Source organism: Streptosporangium sp. NPDC002544, from assembly GCF_040295965.1.
GTDB lineage: Bacteria > Actinomycetota > Actinomycetes > Streptosporangiales > Streptosporangiaceae > Streptosporangium.
Genome location: NZ_JBEOWJ010000001.1, coordinates 397,128 through 420,055, shown reverse-complemented (window position 1 = coordinate 420,055; position 22,928 = coordinate 397,128). Strand labels below are relative to the sequence as shown.

The 22,928-nt window shown below is 70.3% G+C and carries 20 protein-coding genes; 5 read left to right on the top strand and 15 right to left on the bottom strand.

What is annotated here, in order from left to right:
* Positions 1-8: 8 nt before the first annotated feature.
* A complete protein-coding gene (locus ABT061_RS01955) occupies positions 9-1,322 on the bottom strand; it encodes a hemolysin family protein (RefSeq protein ID WP_350911621.1) in 1,314 nt (437 codons plus the stop codon).
* 121 nt (positions 1,323-1,443) lie between these two features.
* On the opposite strand from ABT061_RS01955, the gene galE reads away from it, so the two are divergent.
* Complete coding sequence (gene galE / locus ABT061_RS01950) at positions 1,444-2,403, top strand: UDP-glucose 4-epimerase GalE (RefSeq protein ID WP_350911619.1); 960 nt, start codon at positions 1,444-1,446, stop codon at positions 2,401-2,403.
* Positions 2,404-2,432: 29 nt separating this feature from the next.
* On the opposite strand, the gene ABT061_RS01945 is transcribed toward galE, so the two are convergent.
* The 3 genes from ABT061_RS01945 to ABT061_RS01935 form a co-directional block, all read right to left on the bottom strand.
* Positions 2,433-3,272, bottom strand: coding sequence for a hypothetical protein (locus ABT061_RS01945; protein WP_350911617.1), 840 nt, complete (start codon positions 3,270-3,272; stop codon positions 2,433-2,435).
* Positions 3,273-3,440: 168 nt separating this feature from the next.
* A complete protein-coding gene (locus tag ABT061_RS01940; RefSeq protein WP_350911615.1) occupies positions 3,441-4,418 on the bottom strand; it encodes a malate dehydrogenase in 978 nt (325 codons plus the stop codon).
* A 302-nt stretch (positions 4,419-4,720) separates the two neighbouring features.
* The gene (locus ABT061_RS01935) at positions 4,721-7,039 is read right to left on the bottom strand and encodes a protein kinase domain-containing protein (RefSeq protein WP_350911614.1); all 2,319 of its coding nucleotides are present in this window, start codon (positions 7,037-7,039) and stop codon (positions 4,721-4,723) included.
* 243 nt (positions 7,040-7,282) lie between these two features.
* On the opposite strand from ABT061_RS01935, the gene ABT061_RS01930 reads away from it, so the two are divergent.
* On the top strand, positions 7,283-8,839 hold the full coding sequence (locus tag ABT061_RS01930) for a sigma factor-like helix-turn-helix DNA-binding protein (protein ID WP_350911612.1): 1,557 nt from the start codon (positions 7,283-7,285) through the stop codon (positions 8,837-8,839).
* A 218-nt stretch (positions 8,840-9,057) separates the two neighbouring features.
* On the opposite strand, the gene ABT061_RS01925 is transcribed toward ABT061_RS01930, so the two are convergent.
* The 3 genes from ABT061_RS01925 to ABT061_RS01915 form a co-directional block, all read right to left on the bottom strand.
* The gene (locus ABT061_RS01925; protein WP_350911610.1) at positions 9,058-10,272 is read right to left on the bottom strand and encodes an NADP-dependent isocitrate dehydrogenase; all 1,215 of its coding nucleotides are present in this window, start codon (positions 10,270-10,272) and stop codon (positions 9,058-9,060) included.
* A 113-nt stretch (positions 10,273-10,385) separates the two neighbouring features.
* Positions 10,386-10,676, bottom strand: coding sequence for a DUF3017 domain-containing protein (locus tag ABT061_RS01920; RefSeq protein ID WP_350911608.1), 291 nt, complete (start codon positions 10,674-10,676; stop codon positions 10,386-10,388).
* A gap of 34 nt (positions 10,677-10,710) precedes the next feature.
* Complete coding sequence (locus ABT061_RS01915; RefSeq protein WP_350911606.1) at positions 10,711-11,832, bottom strand: citrate/2-methylcitrate synthase; 1,122 nt, start codon at positions 11,830-11,832, stop codon at positions 10,711-10,713.
* 181 nt (positions 11,833-12,013) lie between these two features.
* Between ABT061_RS01915 and ABT061_RS01910 the strand changes: the two genes are divergently transcribed.
* Complete coding sequence (locus tag ABT061_RS01910; protein ID WP_350911604.1) at positions 12,014-12,667, top strand: FHA domain-containing protein; 654 nt, start codon at positions 12,014-12,016, stop codon at positions 12,665-12,667.
* Positions 12,668-12,891: 224 nt separating this feature from the next.
* Here the strand turns inward: ABT061_RS01910 and ABT061_RS01905 are convergent, their stop codons facing one another.
* The 4 genes from ABT061_RS01905 to purN form a co-directional block, all read right to left on the bottom strand.
* Positions 12,892-13,752, bottom strand: a complete 861-nt coding sequence (locus tag ABT061_RS01905) for a bifunctional methylenetetrahydrofolate dehydrogenase/methenyltetrahydrofolate cyclohydrolase (RefSeq protein ID WP_350911602.1) — start codon at positions 13,750-13,752, stop codon at positions 12,892-12,894.
* Positions 13,753-13,765: 13 nt separating this feature from the next.
* Positions 13,766-13,948: a hypothetical protein gene (locus tag ABT061_RS01900; protein WP_350911601.1), complete on the bottom strand. Its 183-nt coding sequence runs from the start codon at positions 13,946-13,948 to the stop codon at positions 13,766-13,768.
* Between the two features lie 151 nt (positions 13,949-14,099).
* Positions 14,100-15,644 carry a bifunctional phosphoribosylaminoimidazolecarboxamide formyltransferase/IMP cyclohydrolase gene (gene purH / locus ABT061_RS01895; RefSeq protein WP_350911599.1) on the bottom strand — a complete coding sequence of 515 codons (1,545 nt, stop codon included), beginning with the start codon at positions 15,642-15,644 and terminating at the stop codon, positions 14,100-14,102.
* A gap of 45 nt (positions 15,645-15,689) precedes the next feature.
* Entirely contained in the window at positions 15,690-16,310 is a 621-nt protein-coding gene (gene purN, locus ABT061_RS01890; protein ID WP_350911597.1) for a phosphoribosylglycinamide formyltransferase, read from the bottom strand.
* A 79-nt stretch (positions 16,311-16,389) separates the two neighbouring features.
* Between purN and ABT061_RS01885 the strand changes: the two genes are divergently transcribed.
* Complete coding sequence (locus tag ABT061_RS01885; RefSeq protein ID WP_350911595.1) at positions 16,390-16,800, top strand: hypothetical protein; 411 nt, start codon at positions 16,390-16,392, stop codon at positions 16,798-16,800.
* A gap of 74 nt (positions 16,801-16,874) precedes the next feature.
* On the opposite strand, the gene ABT061_RS01880 is transcribed toward ABT061_RS01885, so the two are convergent.
* The 4 genes from ABT061_RS01880 to icmB all read right to left on the bottom strand — a co-directional run bounded on the left by ABT061_RS01880 (position 16,875) and on the right by icmB (position 21,645).
* On the bottom strand, positions 16,875-18,536 hold the full coding sequence (locus ABT061_RS01880) for a cell division protein PerM (RefSeq protein ID WP_350911593.1): 1,662 nt from the start codon (positions 18,534-18,536) through the stop codon (positions 16,875-16,877).
* Positions 18,537-18,894: 358 nt separating this feature from the next.
* Positions 18,895-19,770, bottom strand: coding sequence for a succinate--CoA ligase subunit alpha (gene sucD / locus ABT061_RS01875; RefSeq protein WP_350911591.1), 876 nt, complete (start codon positions 19,768-19,770; stop codon positions 18,895-18,897).
* Positions 19,770-20,951, bottom strand: a complete 1,182-nt coding sequence (gene sucC / locus ABT061_RS01870) for an ADP-forming succinate--CoA ligase subunit beta (RefSeq protein WP_350911589.1) — start codon at positions 20,949-20,951, stop codon at positions 19,770-19,772. The genes sucD and sucC overlap by 1 nt, the downstream gene beginning before the upstream one ends.
* A 286-nt stretch (positions 20,952-21,237) precedes the next feature.
* A complete protein-coding gene (gene icmB / locus ABT061_RS01865) occupies positions 21,238-21,645 on the bottom strand; it encodes a coenzyme B12-dependent isobutyryl CoA mutase small subunit (protein ID WP_350911588.1) in 408 nt (135 codons plus the stop codon).
* A gap of 234 nt (positions 21,646-21,879) precedes the next feature.
* Here icmB and ABT061_RS01860 point away from each other — a divergent pair, with 234 nt between their 5' ends.
* Entirely contained in the window at positions 21,880-22,779 is a 900-nt protein-coding gene (locus tag ABT061_RS01860; protein ID WP_350911586.1) for a hypothetical protein, read from the top strand.
* The last annotated feature ends 149 nt before the right edge of the window (positions 22,780-22,928 follow it).

The following is a 22,928-nucleotide window of genomic DNA, read 5'->3' as shown; positions in this document are numbered from 1 at the left end:
CAATTCTGTCAGCTGTCGGGAGTGGTCGGTGCCTCGGTCCGTGAAGTGCTCCGCTTGATCCTGACCCTGGCGACCCTGCGGCCGTCCATGTCGGTGACCTTCAACTCGAACCCGGGGATCTCCACCCGCTCCCCGAGCGCGGGCAGGTGGCCGAGTTTCGACATGACGAACCCGCCGAGGGTCTCGTACGGGCCGTCGGCCAGGCGGATCCCGCTCTCGGCCGCCACCTCGTCGAGGTTGGCCAGCCCGTCGAGCTCGACCTCCCCCGCGGGCAGCGCGACGTGCTCGTCCGCCACGTCGTGCTCGTCGCGGATGTCGCCGATCAGCTCCTCGACCAGGTCCTCCAGGGTGACGATGCCCGCGGTGCCGCCGTACTCGTCGACCACGATCGCCAGGTGGTGTCCCTCCCTGCGCATCTCCGACAGCGTGGCCATCACCCGCTTGCTGGTGGGGACCAGCTTGACCGGGCGGATCGGCACCAGCTCGCTGATCGGCTCGATGGAGCCGGTCAGCACCGGGTCGAGCAGGTCACGGATGTGGACGAAGCCCACGATGTCATCGTAGGAGTCCCGGTAGACGGGGAAGCGGGAGTGCGGCATGGCCGCGGCCAGGATCGCCGCCTCGGCCAGCCGCGTGTCGGCGGCCATGAACTCCACCTCGGTGCGCGGCAGCATCACCTCGCGGAGCTGCCGCTTGCCCGCCGCGAAGACCTCACCGATCAGGTGGCGCTCGTCGTCGGTGAGCTCCTGGTGGCCCACCACCATCTCGCGCAGTTCCTCGGTGGAGATCTCCTCGCGGTCGGTGCCCGGGTCGCCGCCGAGCAGCTTCACCACCCCGTCGGTGGACTTGGACAGCGCCCAGATGATCGGCCGCGAGAGCGCGGCCATCCTGTCGAGGAACGGCGCGACCAGCAGTGAGATCCCCTCGGCCCGCTGCCTGGCGATCCGCTTGGGCGCGAGCTCGCCGAGGACCAGCGAGGTGTACGAGATCACCAGCGTCACCAGTACCAGGGCGAGCGGGTCCGCCACGGCCTCCGGCACCCCCCAGCCCGTCACCACCGGGATGAGGTCCCTGGCCAGGGTGTCGGCGCCCAGGGCGGCCGAGAGCATGGTCGCCACGGTGACGCCGATCTGCACCGCGGACAGGAAACGGTTGGGGTCCCGGGCGAGCCTGGCGGCCCTCACCCCCCGGCGCCCCCGGGTGCCGAGCCGCCTGACCTGGCTCTCCCTGAGGGAGACCATGGCCATCTCGGCCGCGGCGAAGAAGCCTCCGATCAGTACGAAGAGCATGACCAAGGCAATGTTCGCCAGGACGCTGTTCACGAGATCGTCTCCGTCATGGCGGTCGCCCGTTCCGGCGGTGGCCGATATTTGATGTGCCAGCATATGCTGGCGTAGGGTTACAAAAACAAACAAGTACAAACAACATCAAACAGGAGGCTCCGTGAAGCTGCTCGTCACCGGAGGCGCCGGATACATAGGCAGCGCCGTGGCGGCACAACTCGTCGAGGCGGGCCACGAGGTCACCGTGCTGGACGACCTCTCCACCGGCCACGCCGACGCGGTGCCACCGGGCGCCCGCTTCGTCGAGGGGTCGATCACCGAGGCCGCCGGGGTGCTCAACGGCATCGACGGAGTGCTGCACTTCGCGGCGAAGTCCCTGGTCGGCGAGTCCGTGGAGCGGCCCGGCCTGTACTGGGCGCACAACCTCGGCGGCACCCTGGCCCTGCTCGACGCCATGCGGGGCGCCGGGGTGGGCAGGATCGTCTTCTCCTCCACCGCCGCGACGTACGGCGAGCCGGAGCGCTCCCCGATCCTGGAGACCGACCCGACCCGGCCCACCAACCCCTACGGCGCGTCCAAGCTCGCGGTCGACACCGCGCTGAGCACGTTCGCCGGGCTGTACGGCCTGGCCGCGGTGAGCCTGCGCTACTTCAACGTGGGCGGCGCCTACACCGCCGGGGACGGCAACGTCTACCGCGAGCGTCACGCCACAGAGACCCACCTGATCCCCAACATCCTCGCCGTCCCGCTCGGCGGACGCGAGTCCGTCAGCCTGTTCGGCACGGACTACCCGACCCCCGACGGCACATGCGTGCGCGACTACATCCATCTGGCCGACCTCGCCAGGGCCCACCTGCTGGCGCTGGACGCCTGCTCGCCGGGCGAGCACAAGATCTACAACCTGGGTAGCGGGACCGGCTTCTCGGTCTCCGAGGTGCTGTCGGTCTGCCGCGAGGTGACCGGCCACGAGATCCCCGTGGTCGTGCGCGAGCGCCGCGCCGGTGACCCGGCCGTGCTGGTGGCCTCCGCCGAGAAGGTCCGGCGCGAGCTCGGCTGGAAGCCGGAGCATCCGTCGCTCCGTGACATCGTCGCCGACGCCTGGGCCGCCCTGATCGGCTGACCGCCACCCGCCGACTCGGAGGACCACGCCTACCTCAGGCTGAAGCGGGCCGTGTTGTTGGCCGGACGGCGGTCGCCCAGCCGCAGGGAGTAGACGGTCGCCTCGGCCCGCGGCGCGTGCCCGCGGGCCACGAAGGCGAGCATGAAACTCACCCTCCTGCCCGCGCCGACCGTACGCAGCCTGCAGCCGACGTAGGCGGGATGGGAGTCGCACCGCGCGCCCCTCGCCGACATGAGGCGCGCGCCGCCGGTGTCGAAGAAGACCCCGGCGTCGTGCACACGCCGCGGCCCGCGGTTGCGCACCACCGCGGACACGGTGACCAGACGGCCCGCGCGCGCCGCGCGCGAGAGCCTGACCGCGAGGTCCGTACCGTCGTCCACCTCGGTCAGCGTCTGGGAGTGGTTGTTCGTCTCGTCGTCGTCCACGACCTCGGAGGAGAGCGTCGCGCTCGCCGTCAGCGGGCCCCGCGCGCCGGGTTTGACCACCCCGTTGATCGTCACCCCACCGGTCTGCCCGGCGGGGACGTCCTTCGTCGCGGCGCAGACCACCTCACCGGCGGTGGCACCGGGGAGGCACTCGGCGACGTTGACCCCGATCACCTCCACCCCGTCGGGCAGCCGGACCGTGAGCAGCGGCAGCACCGCGTCTCCGGGGCCGGCGTTGCGCACCTCGGCACGGTAGGTCAGCGGCTGTCCCGGTTGCGCGCGCTTCGGGGAGACGGTCAGCCGCACCGACAGGTCGGCGCCGCCCCAGCCCTCGTCGCCGGGCGAGGCCGACGCCGCCCGGGGTACCGTCGCGAGCACGAGACAGATCACCCCTGCGACGATCCGTACCGCGACGTGCTCCCTGAACAGCGATCCCCCGACCATAAGTGATCATTGAACGCCGGGACACACCGCTCCGCGATGATCGACACGCCGCCTTTTCCCTCTGCCGTCCGTGCTCTCCGGGAGCCGGACGTGCTCCGGTGAGCCGGGACGCGAAGGGGGCCCCGGTTCACCGGGGCCCCCTTCGAGCGCTGACTGGGAGGCGTCCGCTCAGATGAGACCGAGCTCACGCACCGCGGAACGCTCCTCCTCGAGCTCGCGCACCGTGGCGTCGATCCGCTCACGGGAGAAGGCGTCGATCTCCAGACCCTGGACGATCTCCCACTTGCCGTCGCGCGAGACGACCGGGAAGGAGGAGATGAGCCCCTCGGGCACGCCGTACGAGCCGTCGGAGGGGATCGCGGCCGAGGTCCACTCGGTGCCGTTGACCCAGTCGAAGACGTGGTCGATCGCCGCGTTGGCGGCGGAGGCGGCCGAGGACGCGCCACGGGCCTCGATGATCGCGGCGCCGCGCTTGGCGACGGTGGGGATGAAGGTGTCGCGCAGCCAGGCCTCGTCGACCAGCTCGGCGGCGATCTTGCCACCGACCTCGGCGTGGAAGAGGTCGGGGTACTGAGTGGCGGAGTGGTTGCCCCAGATGGTCATCTTCTTGATCTCGCTGACCGGGACCTGGAGCTTGGCGGCGAGCTGGGAGAGCGCGCGGTTGTGGTCGAGGCGGGTCATCGCGGTGAAGCGCTCGGCCGGGACGTCCGGGGCGTGCTGCTGGGCGATGAGCGCGTTGGTGTTGGCCGGGTTGCCGACCACCAGCACGCGGATGTCGTCCGCCGCGTTGTCGTTGATCGCCTTGCCCTGTGGGCCGAAGATGCCGCCGTTGGCCTGGAGAAGGTCTCCGCGCTCCATGCCCTTGGTCCGGGGGCGGGCACCGACCAGGAGGGCGACGCTGGTGCCGTCGAACGCCGCGTTCGCGTCGTCGGTGACCTCGATGCCGCTCAGCAGCGGGAACGCGCAGTCGTCGAGCTCCATCGCGGTGCCCTCGGCGGCCTTGACCGCCTGCGGGATCTCCAGGAGGCTCAGCTTGACCGGGACGTCGGCGCCCAGCAGCTGGCCCGAGGCGATGCGGAAAAGCAGCGCGTAGCCGATCTGACCGGCGGCGCCGGTGACGGTGACCTTTACGGGAGTCTGGGCCATGACCTTCCCCCACTCGAAGGATGAATTGTGACGCTCGGATGCTACCCGCACACGACGAACGACCGTCGGGCGAGTGCCCCCATCCGGCTTCCAGGCGGCGGAATCGGCGTGGCGGGCACGGACCCGCGGGCGCGGTGCCAGGCCGGCGCGGTGAGAAGCGCGGCGACCGCGAAAGACGCTCCGCCGGACGCGCGCCCCTGTACATCCGGCTCTTCGCCCTACCCGCCGACGAGGACTGACCCAGCTCGGCCACGCGTACAGCCCTGGCCTCCGCCCGGGGGACAGGACACCCGGCCGCCCTACTAGGCGCAGGTGGCCATGGCGGGGCGGGCGTTCTCCCGTCCGGGGAACTCGACCCTGGAGAAGTGCTTGTCGAGCAGCCTGCGGACCGTGCCGTCCTTGTAGAGGGCGGCGATCGCTCCCCTGACGGCCTCGCAGGTGCGCCTGTCGCCCTTCTTGAGCGCCACCGCGTAGCGCTCGTCGGTGAGCTTGAGGCCGAGCAGCTTGTAGCGGATGCTCTCCCGGTTGCCGAAGCCGGCCAGCAGCAGGTCGTCGCCGGGGATCGCGTCGACCTCACCGGCCCGCAGCTTGTCGACGCACTCGGAGTAGGTCTTGGCGGGCACCAGGGTGAGCCGCTCGACCACGTCCTGGATCACGGCCACGGAGACGCTGGCGGCCGGCTCGCACATCCGGCTGCCCTCCAGGCCCTTCACGGTCACGATCGGTGAGCCGTCCTTGACGAGGGCGTCGACGTGGGCGAGGTAGTAGGGCCCCGCGAAGGTGACGTCGTCGGTGTCGTTGATCGAGTAGGTCGCCAGCACCAGGTCGATGTCACCGTCCGCCAGCAGCTTCGGCCGCTCCGCGCGGGCGGTGGACCTGAAGGTGACGCCGCTCTCCGGCACCCCCAGCGCCTTGGCGATCTCAAGGGCCAGGTCGATCTCGAAGCCGCCCCACTTCCCGCCGTTGTTCAGTGCGATGCCGGGCAGGAAGTCGCGCACGCCGATGGTGAGCCTGCCCGTCTTGGCGGCCTTGTCGACCACCGAGGTGTACGAGGGGCGGGCGGTCTCGGCCGGCTCCGGCTCGCCCTGGGAGACGGTCCTCGGCCACCAGCGGACCGCGGCGAACGCCGCCCCCGCGATCAGCAGCACGGCGACCCCGATGGCGATCCAGCGCCTCCCCTGTCGGCGGGCCGGTGGCGCCGCCGGCCCGCCGACAAGGGTCGCGGACACCTGCCAGCTGGGCGGCGGCACCTCCCCCGCCTGTTCCGGGGAGGCCACGCTGTCGCCGTACCCGGGAGACGAGGGGTACTCCCGGTAGCCGGGAGAGGACGGGTACTCGCCGTACCCGGGGGACGAGGGGTACTCCCGGTAGCTCGACGGGCGGTGCTCCGGAGATCGGTGGTCGGGCTGGGACGGGTTCTCCGCGGGACCGTGCGCGGACGGGAGGTCGCCCCGGCCGGAGGTCTCCCGGCGTTCGCCCTGACCCGGCCGCCTGGTCCGGCCCTCCTGCCCCTCGGCACCGGCGCCCTCCTGACCAGGGCGGAGGGGCGGGTCCTGGGCGGGGTTTCCCATCCGGAACCCGGTGGACGGCAGGACCGGCTCACCCGGGGCGTTCGTCCGGTGAGTCGGGGTGCGCATCAGACTGGTCGCGTCGTCGTCGGGGCCCGGACCTTGGGCACGGGACCGGGGCCGGTCGCGGCCCTGATCACGAGCCTGGGACTCGTCGCGGTCCCGGGTGCGGGAGCGGAGCTCGTCGGGGGCGGCGACCTTGGCCCCCTGGGTGAGGATCGCGGGCGAGGCGTTCACCGTCTCGGGGTGGCCGAGCAGCCTGAGCAGGATCTGGTCCGCCGAGGGCCGGTCGGCGGGTGACTTGGCCAGCGCCGAGGTGACCACGCCGCGCAGCGGCTGCGGCAGCGAGCCGAGGTCGACCTCGTGGTTGAGGATGCGGTTGAGCACCACGGCGATCGACCTCCCCTCGAAGATCGTCTCGCCGGTCGCGGCGAACGCGATGGTCGCTCCCCAGGCGAAGACGTCGGTGTGCGGCCCGACGGCGGAGCCGGAGATCTGCTCGGGCGCCATGTAGGCGGGGGTGCCGATGGCCCGGCTGGTGATCGTGCCGGTGGAGTCGAGGATGCGGGCGATGCCGAAGTCGACGACCCTCGGGCCGTCGGCGGCGATGAGCACGTTGTCCGGTTTGAAATCGCGGTGCACGATCGAGGCGTGGTGGATCGCGGTGAGCGCGGTGGCCGTGCCGATCGCCAGCCGCTGCAGCGCGGCGCCCCGCAGGGGGCCGTCGGTCTCCACGACCTCGCTCAGCGACCTGCCCTCGATGTACTCACTCGCGATGTAGGGGGTGTCGCCCTTGAGGTCGGCGTCCAGGACGGCCGCCGTACAGAAGGACGCGACCCGCTGGGCCGCCCGCGCCTCCCTGGCGAACCTGGACCTGGCGATGGCGTCGCCGGAGAACTTGACGTGCAGCAACTTGATCGCCGCCCGCTCCCCCGCGGCGTTGATCCCGAGGTAGACGATGCCCTGCCCGCCCTCGCCGATCTTCCCGACGACACGGAACGGCCCGAGCTGGCGCGGCTCTCCCGCTTCCAGTGGCGCGATCTCCGACATCATCGTCCCCACGGTCTCGTAATCTCCGACGTGGCAAACTTTACGGCGCCACGACTCATACCCTCCCTTTGTTATCCCGACGTGACCTCAGTTTTCCTACAACGTGGCCATGTCCACAGCCCCCGTCATGGTGAGATGCCAGACACGTTCACTCCCCAATCTCCGACATTCACCCCAATCTGGCGCTCCAGCCGCTTAGATCGTTACCGTTGTACGTCCCTCAGGCAAGCCGGAGCAAAAACTTCCATGCGCCGATATATCGGTTATCGCGAGTTCGTACAGCGCGATCAGCGTTCCCTCGTCGGCACCGCCCTCCTTCTCACCGGCAGCCACGAGCAGGCCATCCGCCTCGCCCTGCGCTCCTTCCACACGGTCGCCCTCTCCTGGCCGCCACCGGTGTGGGAGAACCCCACCACGCACGCCCAGATCGCGCTCTACCGCCGCTTCCTGGCGCGGCCGAGCGCCGCCGGGCCGACGGCTCTGGTGCGGCTGCCTCCCCGGCAGCGCCTCCTCGTCGTCGCCTGCCTGCACGACGGCAGGAGCCGCGCCGAGATGGCCTCCGTCCTCGGGCTGCCGGAGAAGACGGTGGAGGCGGAGATCACCGAGGCGGTCGACACCCTCACCAAGGGGAACGAGACCCGCCTTGTCAACAGGATGGCCACGGCGGCGGGCGAGGCGTCGGTTCCCGACCTCAGCGCCCGGTCCATGCGCACGCTCAGGCGGCGTCGCAACCGGGGAGCCCTCCTCGCCGTGGCGGCGACGCTGGTACCGGTCGGCCTGATCGCCGCCTTCGTCATGTTCCAGCGCGCGGAGGTGTGGAACTCGGCGCTGGGCGAGCGGAACCGGCCGCACGCCGCGCAGGCCCAGGAGCCGGTACGGGCCTCCAGCCCCGCGCCGAGCGCCACCCCGGCACCGTGGCAGGCGCCGCGGACCTCCTCGGTGATCCGCTACGCGATCCCCGGCCGCTGTCCCGGCCAGGGCGTCCAGGCGGACGGCACGTCCCCGGCACGGGCCGGCGACGTGACCTGCGCGGGCTGGACCCTGAAACTGGTCCCCAGCGGCTCTGAGAACTCCGCTCCCGGCCTTCCCCCGTGCGAGGGCACAGATCCCTGCGAGTCGACGCTGAGCGTTCCCGACGCCGCTCAGCGCCTCGCGCGCGGCGACGGCGGGGAGCACCCTCGGCTGGTTCCCGCCATCAGCCATGACGGGCGCCGCATCGCCTACCTCAGCGCGGCGGAGCGCCGCTATGTCGCCCACGACCTCGGCAGCGGGGTGAAGCGCTACCTGTCGCCGGTTCTCGCCTCCGCCGACACCGAGAACGGCACGCTGGTGAGCGTCTCCTCCAACGGCCGCCACTTCACGGTCACGCTCGGCGAGCGGCGGCTGCGAACCGACTTCACGACCGGCGACCTGACGTCCGTACCCACGGAGCAGCTGCCGCCGACCGAGAAGGTCGCCGCCTGGCTTGGCAAGAGGTACGGCACCTGGGCCGACTCTCCCAGCGGTAGGTACTCCGCCGCGATCGTCGCGGGGAAGGGCGAGGACCCCCACAATCTCCATGTCATCGACGCCGAGTCGCGGCGGGTCTTCAGGCGGCTCCCGCTCCCCGAGACGGAGCGGCCCGCCACCGCCGAGGTGGTGAGCTGGCTGGACACCCGCGAGGTGGTCGTCAGGATGAGTGCCAGGGACGGTGGCGAACCCCTCGGCCTCTTCCGGGTGGACGCCGTCACCGGACGAGCGCGCCCCCTGCCCGGCCTCCCCGCCGACGCCCCGATCGTGCTGGGGGCCGCGGTGACCCCGTGATCCCGTACGACCAGCGGTACAACACGGAAAAGAGCCGCCCCGCCCCGGGAGCACGGCGGCCCCGCAACCCCGTACGACCAGCCGCACAACACAGAAAAGAGCCGCCCCGCCCCGGGAGCACGGCGGCCCCGTGATCCCGTACGACCAGCGGGAAAACACGGAAAAGGGCCGCCATAGGGGCGGCCCTTCTCTCGCGGTCGGGGATTGACCTGACGCGGTCAGACCATCTTCTTCTTCAGGTTCTCGTCCAGCGCCGCCAGGAAGTCCTGGGTGGTCAGCCACTTGGCGTCGCCGCCGACCAGCAGGGCGAGGTCCTTGGTCATCTGACCGCCTTCGACGGTCTCGATGCAGACCTGCTCCAGCTTGTCCGCGAAGTCGATCACCGCGGGGGTGTTGTCGAGCTTGCCGCGGTGCTGGAGACCCCGGGTCCACGCGAAGATCGAGGCGATCGGGTTCGTGGAGGTGGGGTTGCCCTTCTGGTGCTCACGGTAATGACGGGTCACCGTGCCGTGGGCGGCCTCGGCCTCGACGGTCCGGCCGTCGGGGGTGAGCAGGACCGAGGTCATCAGGCCGAGGGAGCCGAAGCCCTGGGCGACGGTGTCGGACTGGACGTCGCCGTCGTAGTTCTTGGCGGCCCAGACGTATCCGCCCTCCCACTTGAGCGCCGCGGCGACCATGTCGTCGATCAGGCGGTGCTCGTAGGTGATTCCGGCGGCTTCGAAGTCGGCCTTGAACTCGGTCTCGAAGACCTCGGCGAAGATGTCCTTGAAGCGGCCGTCGTAGGCCTTCAGGATCGTGTTCTTGGTGGAGAGGTAGACCGGGTAGCCGCGCGACAGGCCGTACCGCATGGAGGCGCGGGCGAAGTCGCGGATCGAGTCGTCCAGGTTGTACATCGCCATCGCGATGCCGGGGCCGGGGAAGTCGTAGACGTCGAGCTTGATCGGCTCCGAGCCGTCCTTGGGCGTGTAGGTGAGGGTCAGGGTGCCCTCGCCGGGGATCTTCAGGTCGGTGGCGCGGTACTGGTCGCCGAACGCGTGACGGCCGATGATGATCGGCTTGGTCCAGCCGGGGACGAGCCTCGGCACGTTGGACATGATGATCGGCTCGCGGAAGATGACACCGCCGAGAATGTTACGGATGGTCCCGTTCGGGGACTTCCACATCTTCTTGAGGCCGAACTCCTCGACCCGAGCCTCGTCAGGAGTGATCGTGGCGCACTTGACGCCGACTCCGTACTGCTTGATCGCGTTGGCGGCGTCGATCGTCACCTGGTCGTCGGTGGCGTCGCGGTGCTCGATCCCGAGGTCGTAGTACTTCAGATCGACGTCGAGGTAGGGAAGGATCAGCTGGTCCTTGATGAACTGCCAGATGATCCGGGTCATCTCGTCGCCGTCAAGCTCGACGACGGGGCCCTCTACCTTGATCTTGGGCATGCGTGTGGTTCCCCTTCTGAACTAAATTGGCCAGACAGTCCTTTTTGAGGCTCACTGGCCGTTGAGGCTATCGGACCGGGCAAACCGCCTTGCGGCGTACCCGCTCGTCTGACCTATCGCATCGGCATGAGCGCCGGGAATTCGAGGATCAGCCCGCCCGCCATCAGGGCGATTCCGAGAACGGCGAGGGTGAGGGCGTCCGTGGCCTTGCGGCGCACGGCGAGCCGCCCACCTCCGGCCAGCCGGGCCAGTGCCCCCAGCGTCATGACGGCACCGAGGGCGAAACCGCCCCACTCGGGCATGTCCAGCAGCACCGCGAAGACCATCGCGGCGACCGCGCCGGCCACCACCAGCGGATACGGTCCCCAACGTTCCTCGCTCGCGTTCACCGCTCGCGCGTTCATCGACCCACCCTCCGCTCTCGCCTCTGATTCCGACTCATCGCTCGGCGATCGGCTTCCACTTCTGGTCCCGCTCGCCGATGTACTCGCTGTCCGGGCGGATCAGCCTGTTGTCGGCATGCTGCTCGATGACGTGTGCGGTCCATCCTGACATGCGGCTGACCGAGAAGACCGGGGTGAACAGGTCCGTCGGGATGCCGAGGTAGTGGTAGACCGTCGCCGCGTAGAAGTCGACGTTCGGATAGAGGCCCTTGGTCTCGAAGACGACCTCCTCCATCTCCTTCGACATCCGGTAGTACGTGTCGTCACCGGATGCCTCGCCGAGTTCCCGCGACATCTGGCGCAGGTGCGTGGCGCGCGGGTCCTCGGTCTTGTAGACCCGGTGCCCGAAGCCCATGATCTTCTCGCCCGCGGCGAGCCTGTCGCGTACCGACTGGGCGACGGCGCCCGCGTCGAGCGACTCCAGGGTGCGCATGACCTGCTCGTTGGCGCCGCCGTGCAGGGGACCCTTGAGGGTGCCGATGGCCGCCACGATGGCCGAGTGCATGTCGGACAGGGTCGCGGCGCAGACCCGGGCGGCGAACGTGGAGGCGTTCATCGTGTGGTCGGCGTGCAGGACCAGGCAGGTGTCGAAGATCTCGACCTCGCGCTCACCGGGGGTACGGCCGGTGATCTGGAGGAGGAAGTTCGCCGCCACGCTCAGGGAGGGGTCCGGGTCACGGATGACGGCACCGGTCCTGGCCGCGTGGTAACGGGCGACGAGGATCGGCTGCTGCGCGGTCAACCTGGCGGCCTTGCGCAGGTTCGCCTCGGGGGCGTTGGACTCCTTGTCCGGATCATCACCTCCGGCCAGCGAGACCAGCGTGCGCAGCGCCTCCATCGGGGCCTGTCTCTCCGCGATCTCCGAGATGTTGGCCTCGACGAGCGTGCCGAGCGTACGCCCTCGAACCAGCTCCTCTTCGTAGGCCGAGAGCTGTTCCCGGGTGGGGAGCGTGCCGTACTGCAGCAGGTGCGCGGTCTCTTCGAAGGTGGTGCGGCCGGCCAGATCGTGGATGTCGTAGCCACGATAGAAGAGGCGACCGGCCTGACCGTCGATGTCACTGAGCGCTGTGGACGCGGCTACGACATCGGCGAGACCTTTGGTGGGCTTGTCCGCCATGAGTGTTTCCTCCGCTTATCTGTGCCCGAAGTCTACCTGTGAGCAGCGGAAACCCTCCCGAGAGGTCCAGGCCAATTTCAGGAATGATTCTCCTTCTGGCAAAGGCGATTCCCCATCACCTCGTTTGGGTAAGCCGGAGCTGTAGGAATAGTTACGGCGGGCTACCTGGGGAGGAACTGCCGTGGAGGGGCCGTTCATACGCATCGAGGACACCGGTGAAGTGGTCCCGTTGCGCCCCGAGATCACGACGATCGGACGTGGCCGTGGAGTGGACATCCGGCTGACCGATCCGAGTGTGTCCCGGCTGCACGCGGAATTCGTCCGGCGCGGACCCTACCTGTATGTCGTTGATCTGGGCCTGTCCCGCAACGGCACTCGGGTCAACGGCCGACCGATCGCCCGGAGGGTGCTTGACGACGGTGACGTGGTGTCCTTCGGCGCGGCACGAGGCAGGATCGGCGGGGTGCCTCGCGAGGACTTCGCCCCGGAGGTCGAGCTCCGCCGCGCCGCGGCACCGGAGCTGACCAGGCGGGAGGTGGACGTCCTGACGTCGCTCTGCCGTCCGGCGTTGTCGGACGAGGCGTTCGTCGCACCGGCCACGGCCAGGGAGATCGCCGACGACCTGGTGGTGACGGAGGCGGCCGTCAAGCAGCACCTCCTGCGTCTCTACCAGAAGTTCCGGATCCCCGAGGGGACCAACCGGCGCACCAGGCTGGCGAACGAGGTCGTCGCCCTGGGGTTGGTGAGGCCCACCCCCGTGGTGCCCTCGCAGCGTGCCACCGGTGCCCCGGAGTCCCAACCGGCGGCCACCGCCGCGAACCGCAGGGCGTCGTAGCCGGGCCACCCGAGAGACCGGCAGCACCCGGGTGACCGGTCCCAGGGCGGGACCGGTCACCCGGGGATATCGGCCTGCTCGGCGAGGCCTGTCCGGTGGGACTTCCGCGATGAGGTCTGTCCCGCGAAGCCGGCCTCGTGAGACCGGCCCGAGATGAGACCGGCCCGAGATGAGACCGGCCCGATGAGACCGGTCCGTACGCGGGATCCTGCCTGCCCGCGGGGTCAGCCCCGCTCGCGGGCGCGCCTCTCCGCGGCCTCGACCACGTTGGTGAGCAGCATGGCCCGGGTCATCGGGCCCACACCGCCGGGGTTGGGGGTGAGGAAGCCCGCGACCTCCTCGACGCCGGGGGCGATGTCACCGGCGATCTTCCCGTCGACCCGGGAGACGCCGACGTCCAGCACGGCGGCGCCCGGCTTCACCATGTCCGCGGTGATCAGATGCGGCACTCCGGCCGCGGCGACGACGATGTCGGCGCGCCTGGTGTGGGCCGCGAGGTCCTGGGTGCCGGTGTGGCAGAGGGTGACCGTGGCGTTCTCCGAGCGGCGGGTCAGCAGCAGGCCGAGCGAGCGGCCCACGGTGATACCGCGGCCGACCACGACGACCTCCGCCCCCTTGAGCGGCACCCCGTACTCCTGCAGGAGCACGACGATGCCGTACGGCGTGCAGGGCAGCGGCGCGTCGACCATGTGGACCAGACGGCCCAGGTTGGCCGGGTGGAGGCCGTCGGCGTCCTTCGCCGGGTCCATCCGCTCGATCAACGCCTGCGTGTCGAGGTGACGGGGCAGCGGGAGCTGGACGATGTAGCCGGTGCACTCCGCGGAGGCGTTGAGCTCGTCGACGACCGCCTCGACCTCGGCCTGGGTGGCGTTCTCCGGCAGGTCCCTGCGGAGGGAGGAGATGCCGACCTCCGCGCAGTCGCGGTGCTTGCCCGCCACGTAGATCTGGCTGCCCGGATCCTCTCCCACCAGAACCGTGCCGAGCCCGGGGACGACGCCCTGCTCCTTCAGCGCGGTCACCCGCGTCGTGAGGTCTGCCTTGATCTTTGCCGCTGTGGCCTTGCCGTCGAGAATCCGCGCACTCATACCGCCAACCCTCTCACGAGGACGGATCGCGCTCCGCTTCCCTCCGCTCGATGATCCTGCGGGTGAAGGGGATCCACTCCACGACCCGCCCGCCGAGGTAGGCCGCACCGAGCGCGATGATGATCATCATCCATGGGCTACCCCAGAAATCCTGCATGATCACAAAGGAGTACAGAGCGTGGTCGAGCAGTGGCATGAGGGGTCTCCGCGACAGGAACGAAAGGGACGCTTCAGACTAATCGCAGGTCAAACCTTTTTCCCCCAAGTAATCCTGTCTAATTCGCCACTCTCCTATCTCCCGGGTGCGGCTGCCACACCTGTGCGGCAGCCGCACCCGGGAGAGGAGATCAGTGGAAGAAGTGACGGGTGCCGGTGAAGTAGAGGGTCACTCCCGCCGCCTCGGCCGCGGCGATGACCTCCTCGTCCCTGATCGAGCCACCCGGCTCCACGACCGCCTTCACTCCCGCGTCGATGAGGATCTGCAGGCCGTCGGCGAAGGGGAAGAACGCGTCGGAGGCCGCCGCGGCCCCCTGGACGCGCTCGCCCGCCCTGGAGACCGCGAGCCGCGCCGAGTCGACCCGGTTGACCTGGCCCATGCCGACGCCCACGCTCGCGCCGTCCGCGGCCAGCAGGATCGCGTTGGACTTCACCGAGCGGCACGCCCTCCAGGCGAAGGCCAGATCCGCGAGGACCTCGGCGGAGGCGGCGGGCCCCGCCTTCAGTTCCCAGGTGGACGGGTCGTCGCCCGGGGCGTCGACCCGGTCGGCGTTCTGCACCAGCAGGCCGCCGTCGATCCGGCGGAACTCCAGCGGGTTGGACGGCCCCCGCGGGCAGGCCAGCAGCCGGATGTTCTTCTTACCGGTGAGCTGCGCCAGCGCCTCGGCTGTGTAGGAGGGAGCCACCACGACCTCGGTGAACACCTCGGCGATCTGGCGGGCCAGCTCCTCGGTCACCTCCGCGTTGACCGCGATCACGCCGCCGTACGCGGAGACGGGGTCGCAGGCGTGTGCCTTGCGGTGCGCCTCGGCGACGTCGGCGCCGACCGCGATGCCGCACGGGTTCTGGTGCTTGATGATCGCCACGGCGGGCCCGTCGAAGTCCCACGCCGCCCGCCAGGCGGCGTCGGCGTCCAGGTAGTTGTTGTAGGACATCTCCTTGCCGTGCAGCTGCTCGGCGTCCGCCAGGCCGGCTTTCCCGCTGGAGTACAGGGCCGCGCCCTGGTGCGGGTTCTCGCCGTAGCGCAGCGGCGACTTGAGCTCCCAGGCCGCGCCCAGGTAGCCCGGCCACACGCCCTCCTCGGCCGCGTAGACGTCCGCGAACCAGGTGGCCACCGCGGTGTCGTAGGAGGCGGTGTGCGCGTACGCGGCGGCGGCCAGACGGCGGCGCTCGGTGAGGGTGAAGCCGCCCGCGGCGACCGCGGCGAGCACGTCACCGTAGGAGGCCGGGTCGACCACGACCGCGGCGGTGCCGTGGTTCTTGGCCCCGGCCCGGATCATCGCGGGACCGCCGATGTCGATCTGCTCCACGCACTCGGCGCCGGAGGCGCCGGAGGCCACGGTCTCCTGGAACGGGTAGAGGTTGACCACCACCAGCTCGAACGGCTCGATCTCCAGCTCTTCGAGCTGCTTGACGTGGGAGGGGTTGCCACCGTCGGCCAGCAGGCCGGCGTGCACGCGCGGGTGCAGCGTCTTGACCCGGCCGTCGAGGCACTCGGGGAAGCCGGTCAGCGACTCGACGGGAGTGACGGGGACGCCGAAAGAGGTGATCTTCGCGGCGGTGCCCCCGGTGGAGACGATCTCCACACCCGCGGCGTCGAGCCCACGGGCCAACTCCTCCAGCCCGCTCTTGTCATACACCGCGATCAACGCGCGCCGGATGGCGATGCGGGTCACTTCGTGCTCCTCCTGGTTGGTTCCGGTTTCTCCGGGGCGCCCGGCTCATCCACCGGGTCGTCCGAATCGAACAGTCCTGCCGATGACGGTCCAGCCCTCGCGGGCCATCCGGCCGACGGTGTCGACGAGCAGATGACGCTCGACGGACTTGATGCGCTCGTGCAGTGCCGCCTCGTCGTCGTCGTCCAGCACGGGCACGGCCTCCTGGGCGATGATCGGCCCGGTGTCGACACCCGCGTCGGCGAGCATCACGGTGCAGCCGGTGACGCGCACGCCGTACGAGAGCGCGTCGCGCACACCGTGCGCGCCCGGGAAGGATGGCAGCAGCGCGGGATGGGTGTTGAGGACCGGGAAGGCCTCCAGCGTCGGCTTGCCGAGAATCTTCATGAACCCCGCGCAGACCACGAGGTCCGGCCGGTACGCCGCGATGCGGGCGGCGAGCGCCCGATCCCAGTCCTCGCGGGTGGGGTGGTCGGCCATCCTCTCCACGAAGGTCGGCACCCCCGCGCGCTGCGCGCGTGCCAACCCCTCGACACCATCTCGATCGGCACCCACGGCCACCACTCTGGCGCCGTAGGTCTCGTCTGCCACAGCGTCCAGAAGGGCCTGTAGGTTGGTTCCAGAACCGGACACGAGGACCACAAGCCGAACGGCCTGGGATGACACCGACGCACTCCATTCGGACGGGGACTCACGCCGCTGCAAGGGTATCGGCCTGTCCGCACGAACGATGCAAGGAGGTCAGGTGACACTGCCGGTCCAGGTACGGTCCACCGAGAGCGCCGGTCGAAGGGCCCTGTGGCTCGCGGTCACCGCGGTGGTGATGACGTTGGTGCTCCCCCTCGCGGGAGTCGTCATGGCGATTTTCGCCCTTGTCACCTCAATCCGTGCGATCCCCACGCTGCGTTCCGTCCCCAAACCCATCGGCACCGCCGTGGCGGGCATCGTGCTCTCCGCCGGGGCGCTGCTGGTGTCGGCCGGGGTGACCGCGATGCAGTTCTACTTCAGCGACGAGCTGGCCGCCTATACCGAGTGCGGTAAGGGAGCGGGCACCATCTCGGCGCAGAACGATTGCGTGGAGCGGCTTGAGCGGGCCATGGAGAAGAAGATGCCCTTCGTCCAGCCCGGCCAGCTGCAGTTCCCCTTCCCTCCCTGAGCGGGTCGCCTGAGCGGGTCGCCTGATCGACACGCCTGGGACGAGACGGCCGGGCAGGTGATCCGCGGCAGCGCTCAGTCGCGGTCCCAGGCGTAGGGGTCGACGTAGATCACATGGCCGCCCTTGTCGTCGGTCTCGTCGACGATGTCGCGCCGGGGCGGGCGCGGCGGCTCGGGGCGGTGGGCCTTCGGCGGGCTCTCCGCGGCGGCCGAGGCGTGCTCGTCCTCCCAGTCGTCCCTGATGACCGGGATCGGCTGGGTGTCGCACTCCGTGGCGTCCAGCCAGTGACCGGGGAGCTTGCGGAGCTCCTCCGACTCGGCGAAGCCGACCTTGCTGGCCACCGAGCCGGCGGCCTTGGCGATCTTGACTCCGGCCTTGCGGACCGGCGCGGTGGCCGTGCCCACCCTGGCCGCCGCCTTGGTGACCGCCGCGTTGTGCCCCCGGAAGATCAGCCACCAGTTGGCCAGCCCGGCGGCGATCCCCGCCGCGACACCCACCTCCAGCGTCACCGAGAGCATCACCTCCCACCCCGCCGGTCCCACCGCGGACAGCCTCGCGCCACCGAGCGAGCCACCGGAGAGCGCCGCCAACAGGCCCGCCACCGCCCCGGTCGCCAGCCCGCAGGCGAACCCCCACAGCGGTGCTCCCTCGTACGAGGGGGAGGGCGAGATCCGGACGACCAGGACGCCCGCCACCGCGCCGGCCAGGAAAGGCACCGCGATCACGACCATCACCCAGGCGGGGGTCGGGCCCGCCTCCGGCAGCGCGCCCAGGATCGGCAGGCTCGGCACCGTGCCCAGTTGCACGCCCGTCGGCGCGACCAGCGTGCCGGTGCCGATCGCGAAACCGGGTCCCGCGATGTAGGCCATGCCCCAGATGACGGCGTTGAGCAGGTAGAGCCCCTGGATCAGCAGGAGCAGCAGCCCGCCGACGAACCCCGGGGAAAGGATCCCGGACAGCTCCCCGACCTGCCCGAAGTTGACCGCGACGGCCCCGAGCACCATGACGGCGCCCGCCACGAGCATGATCATCAGTGCGGCGGACGTGCCGACCACCACCGAGCGCAGCCGCTCGGGCAGCAGGCGCAGCATCGATCGCCAGGGCCCGATCGTCCTGGCGACGGCCACGGAGCCCGCGATGAAGGCCAGCACCAGATGGCTGACCAGCACTTCACCGAGGAAGGGCTGGGTGATCTCGTTCCTGGCGACCAGCGCGATGATCCCGGCCAGCAGCGCGTACGGCGCCGCCAGTGAGATGCCCGCCTGGGCGACCAGGATCAGCTGTGCCCTGCGGCGGGCGTTGGACACCTCCTTGGGAGTGTTCTTGGGCAGCCGGGCGGGCAGCCGGAGCCGCAGGTCCGCGTCCCTGGCCATCCACATCCCGGCGCGGTACAGCAGGAAGGCGGGCAGGACCGTCAGCCCGAGCGGGAGCAGGCCCACCGAGCCGCCGGGGATCGCGAAGCCCGCGTGGTGCGCGGCCAGCCAGAGCTGCGAGGCGGTACGGAACACCGCGGGCAGACCGGAACCGAGCGCGCCGCGCGGTGCGGCGATCCAGCCGACCAGGGTGAGCGTGGTGAGCACCGCCAGGCCCACGCCGAGCGTCCAGGCGGCCGCGAGCATCCCGGAGACGGGAAGCGGCCGGCGGACGTCGTCGTCGTCACCCGTGAGGCCGGGCAGGGGGATACGGCTGAGGACGTTGCGGGGAGCCGTCCGGAGCTGATCGAAGAGGGCCGTCACAGTAGTCGATGGTCTCAGGATCTTCGGTGCGGAAGAGACTTCCACGCCCCGCGTGTCGCGGACGGCGTGCCAGAAGCGGCCTGTGGTATTCCGGCGAAGCCGGTCCGGGACACCCCGCGCGCCGCGCGCGGTCTTCCCCGTGCCATCCCGCCCGTGCCATCCCGGCGGTCACCGATACGGGACAGTCGGCCGGACATCGGTGACATCCGGGACGGCGAAGGGCGCCCGGCGGGATGCCGGGCGCCCTCGGTCGTACTCGGTGCGGCGGAACCCGCGCGGTGCCGGCGGCGGGGGCGCCGCCGGCTCGCGCGGCACCGTGCCGCGTTCGCTCACCCGGGACTCGCGTCCCGGACCCTCGTCAGAGGGACTCGATGACCTCGCGCATCAGGCGGGCGGTCTCGCTCGGGGTCTTGCCGACGCGGACGCCGACCTTCTCTAGAGCGTCCTTCTTGGCCTGGGCGGTGCCGGCCGAGCCGGACACGATCGCGCCCGCGTGGCCCATGGTCTTGCCCTCGGGGGCGGTGAAGCCCGCCACGTAGGCGACGACCGGCTTGGTGACGTGCTGCTCGATGTAGGCGGCCGCGCGCTCCTCGGCGTCGCCGCCGATCTCGCCGATCATCACGATCGCGTCGGTGCCCGGGTCGTCCTGGAAGGCCTGCAGCGCGTCGATGTGGGTGGTGCCGATGACCGGGTCGCCACCGATGCCCACCGCGGTGGAGAAGCCGATGTCACGCAGCTCGTACATGAGCTGGTAGGTCAGCGTGCCCGACTTCGAGACCAGGCCGATGCGGCCGGCGCTGGTGATGTCGGCCGGGATGATGCCCGCGTTGGAGGCGCCGGGCGAGGCGATGCCGGGGCAGTTCGGCCCGATGATGCGGGTCTTGCCGCCCTTGGCGATCGCGTAGGCCCAGAACTCGGTGGTGTCGTGGATCGGGACACCCTCGGTGATGACCACGCAGAGCGGGATCTCGGCGTCGATGGCCTCCTTGACCGCGTCCTTGGTGAACGCCGGGGGCACGAAGACGACCGACACGTCGGCGCCGGTCTCCTTCATGGCCTCGGCGACGGTGCCGAAGACGGGCAGGCCCTCGTGGACGGTGCCGGCCTTGCGGGCGTTGACACCGCCGACGACGCGGGCACCGGAGGCGAGCATGCGGCGGGTGTGCTTGGTGCCCTCACCGCCGGTCATGCCCTGGACGATGATCTTGCTGTTCTCGGTCAGCCAGATGGCCATTACGCACCTACCGCGGCGAGCTCGGCGGCGCGCTTGGCCGCATCGTCCATGGTGTCCACCAGTTCGACGCCCGGAAGCTTGGCGTCGGAGAGAATCTGCCGCCCGAGTTCGGCGTTGTTGCCGTCCAGCCGGACGACCAGCGGGCGGCTCACGGCCTCACCGCGGGACTCCAGCAGCTGGAAGGCCGAGACGATGCCGTTGGCGACCGCGTCACAGGCGGTGATGCCGCCGAAGACGTTAACGAAGATCGACTTCACCGCGGGGTCGGAGATGATGATCTCCAGGCCGGCCGCCATCACCTCGGCCGAGGCGCCGCCGCCGATGTCGAGGAAGTTGGCGGGCTTGGGCTGGCCGGGGAAGGCCTCGCCGGCATAGGCGACGACGTCCAGGGTCGACATGACCAGACCCGCGCCGTTGCCGATGATGCCGACGGAACCGTCGAGCTTGACGTAGTTGAGGTCCTTGGCCTTGGCCGCGGCCTCCAGCGGGTCCTCGGCGGCCTTGTCCTCAAGGGCCTCGTGGTCCGCCTGGCGGAAGGACGCGTTGTCGTCGAGGGTGACCTTGCCGTCGAGGGCCTTGACCTGGCCGTCCGCGGACAGGATCATCGGGTTGACCTCGACGAGCGAGGCGTCCTCGTCGACGAAGGCGCACCAGAGCTTCTCGATGAGGTCGGCGGCGCCGTCGAGCGACGCCTCCGGCAGGCCGCCGGCCTGGGCGATCTCGCGGGCCCTGGCCCGGTCGACGCCGTCCAGGGGGGAGATCGGAACCTGCGCCACCTTCTCGGGGTTGGTGTGCGCGACCTCTTCGATCTCCATGCCGCCCGCGGCGGAGCAGATGGCGAGGAACGTGCGGTTCGCGCGGTCGAGCAGGAAGGAGAAGTAGTACTCCTCCGCGATCGCGCTGGCCTCCTCGACCAGGACCTTGTGGACCGTGTGGCCCTTGATGTCCATGCCGAGGATGTCGGTGGCCTTGCTTGCGGCGTCGGCGGCGTCGTCAGCCACCTTCACGCCACCGGCCTTGCCGCGGCCACCGGTCTTGACCTGGGCCTTGACGACAACACGGCCGGTCAGCTGCTCGGCTGCCGCCCGTGCCTCCTCCACGGTGTGCGCGACGATACCGCGCGGCACCGGGATGCCGTACTCCGCGAAGAGCTCCTTCGCCTGATGTTCGAACAGGTCCACGAGGGTCCGTCCTTGCTTGTCCGGCTGGTGTATAGATCTGAGTGGGCCGGCTCCACGATCGAAGGGGGAGCGCGGCGGTTTTGCGCCAATGAAGCGTAGCCCGCCTCATGGCATGGCCAGGTAACCGGGTCCCAGATCGCGCATCCCGAATGTTGTTCGCGTCGCCATGAGCGGACGTCGTCCGGCACCTGTCGCCAGACCGGTGTGGCATGGTCGTCCGCGGAAGGACCCGCCGGCGAGAGGGGTCGCGGGCGCCCCGAACCGCGTCGGAACTCGCCGGATCTCGTCAGACGGGCGAGGGGATCGCGCTCCGTACCCAGTCGACGATCTCCTGGGTGGTGGCGCCCGGGGTGAAGATCCGCGCGACGCCCATCTCCTGGAGCGCGGGCATGTCGGCCTCGGGGATGATCCCGCCGCCGAACACCACGATGTCGCTCGCGTCGTTCTCCCTCAGCAGCTCCAGCACCCTGGCGAAGAGCGTCATGTGCGCGCCGGACAGGATGGACAGCCCGATCGCCGCGGCGTCCTCCTGGATCGCGGTGCGCACCACCTGCTCCGGGGTCTGGTGCAGGCCCGTGTAGACGACCTCCATCCCGGCGTCCCGCAGCGCCCTGGCCACGATCTTCACCCCCCTGTCGTGGCCGTCCAGCCCCGGCTTGGCGATGACGACGCGGATCCTCGGCATGGCGTCCATCCAGACCTCCTCCTCCGCGCTCTCCTCGCAGCGTAACCGGCCTCATCTCGCCGGAGCCTTCCCGCCACCGCGATTCTCGGCCCCTCGAATCCGCCGTCGCGGTCTCGCGGAGCCTTCGCGTGCCGTACGGCTCAAACTCGCGCAATCCATGGACGCGAGTTGTTGGTGCGCGCCATAGCCCGCGGGCCGGGGGTTGGCTAGCTTGGCGGATCTTGACTCCTGGGGAGGAATCCGATGAGACGGTGGGTCACTCTGCTCGCGGTCGTACTGGCCGGTTCGGTGCTGGCCATGTCGGCGGCGGAGGCGGCGGAGGCGGCGGGAACGGCGGGGGCCGGGGTCGCGGGGGTGGCACCGCCGCCGTCTCCGGTGACGAGGCTGAGGCAGCAGTTCGGCGAGCACACGGGGCTGCGGATCTCCGACGTCGGGCGCGTCTATCGGGGCGGCAAGGCGGTGGTCACCATCTGGCGCAGGGGCCGGGTGGAGTTCGACGAGACCGGGGTGTACGGCACGGACACGGTGGGACGGACCGAGCTGGGCAGAGGGGCCGTGAAGGAGCTGGAGCGGCAGCTCGGCCGGCGGCTCGGTTCGACCCGGGTGATCTGTTTCCCGAACGAGGCGTACCTCTCCGGACCCGGCTACGAGACGTGGCTGCCCGAGGGGAAGACCTGGCTCGGGCTGATCGGCCCGGCGAACATCAAGCAGACCGCCGCCCTGCCGCAGATCGTTGACATCTTCGAGCCCGCCACCCTGGGCACCCTGCTGTCCCACACCGCCGTGCGCAGGAAGCTGCGCTCGGGCACGTTCCTGCAGGGCGCCGTGACGCTGCGCACGCTCTACAAGGCCTCCCCCTCGCTCCGCGACAGGCTGGCCGGGCCGCCCAAGGGCAGGAGCGCCAGGATCCCGGTCGGCTTCAGGCTCTGGCTGGACCGCTCGAACCTGGTCCGCAGGCTGAGCACCACCTGGCGGCAGCCGCTCGGCGGCAGTCCCGGCAAGTACACGACCACAGTGGTGGACACCCGCTACACCGGCTGGGGCTCGTCCGTCACCCTCGTTCCGCCGCCTCCCGAGGACACCGCCGACGCCGGCCGGGTCGGCGCCGACTTCCCCGAGCCGGCGGTCCTGCCGATCGGCTGAATCGCGAAAAAACAAATCTGACGGTCCGTGATTGACCGGAAACCAAATATCCGCACCGCCTTCCGACGCCCGGGGAGACGTCTCTGCACGAAATATGCACGTTTAATTCAAGGCAATCCTCCAAATGCGCTACCCTTTCGTGATCTTGC

Excerpts from the sequence above, each read along its gene's own strand:
- ABT061_RS01945 (WP_350911617.1), bottom strand. The coding sequence starts at position 3,272 with ATGGTCGGGGGATCGCTGTTCAGGGAGCACGTCGCGGTACGGATCGTC.
- ABT061_RS01940 (WP_350911615.1), bottom strand. The coding sequence starts at position 4,418 with ATGGCCCAGACTCCCGTAAAGGTCACCGTCACCGGCGCCGCCGGTCAG.
- ABT061_RS01935 (WP_350911614.1), bottom strand. The coding sequence starts at position 7,039 with ATGATGTCGGAGATCGCGCCACTGGAAGCGGGAGAGCCGCGCCAGCTC.
- ABT061_RS01930 (WP_350911612.1), top strand. The coding sequence starts at position 7,283 with ATGCGCCGATATATCGGTTATCGCGAGTTCGTACAGCGCGATCAGCGT.
- ABT061_RS01925 (WP_350911610.1), bottom strand. The coding sequence starts at position 10,272 with ATGCCCAAGATCAAGGTAGAGGGCCCCGTCGTCGAGCTTGACGGCGAC.
- ABT061_RS01920 (WP_350911608.1), bottom strand. The coding sequence starts at position 10,676 with ATGAACGCGCGAGCGGTGAACGCGAGCGAGGAACGTTGGGGACCGTAT.
- ABT061_RS01915 (WP_350911606.1), bottom strand. The coding sequence starts at position 11,832 with ATGGCGGACAAGCCCACCAAAGGTCTCGCCGATGTCGTAGCCGCGTCC.
- ABT061_RS01905 (WP_350911602.1), bottom strand. The coding sequence starts at position 13,752 with ATGAGTGCGCGGATTCTCGACGGCAAGGCCACAGCGGCAAAGATCAAG.
- ABT061_RS01900 (WP_350911601.1), bottom strand. The coding sequence starts at position 13,948 with ATGCCACTGCTCGACCACGCTCTGTACTCCTTTGTGATCATGCAGGAT.
- sucD (WP_350911591.1), bottom strand. The coding sequence starts at position 19,770 with ATGGCCATCTGGCTGACCGAGAACAGCAAGATCATCGTCCAGGGCATG.
- icmB (WP_350911588.1), bottom strand. The coding sequence starts at position 21,645 with ATGGACGCCATGCCGAGGATCCGCGTCGTCATCGCCAAGCCGGGGCTG.
- ABT061_RS01860 (WP_350911586.1), top strand. The coding sequence starts at position 21,880 with ATGAGACGGTGGGTCACTCTGCTCGCGGTCGTACTGGCCGGTTCGGTG.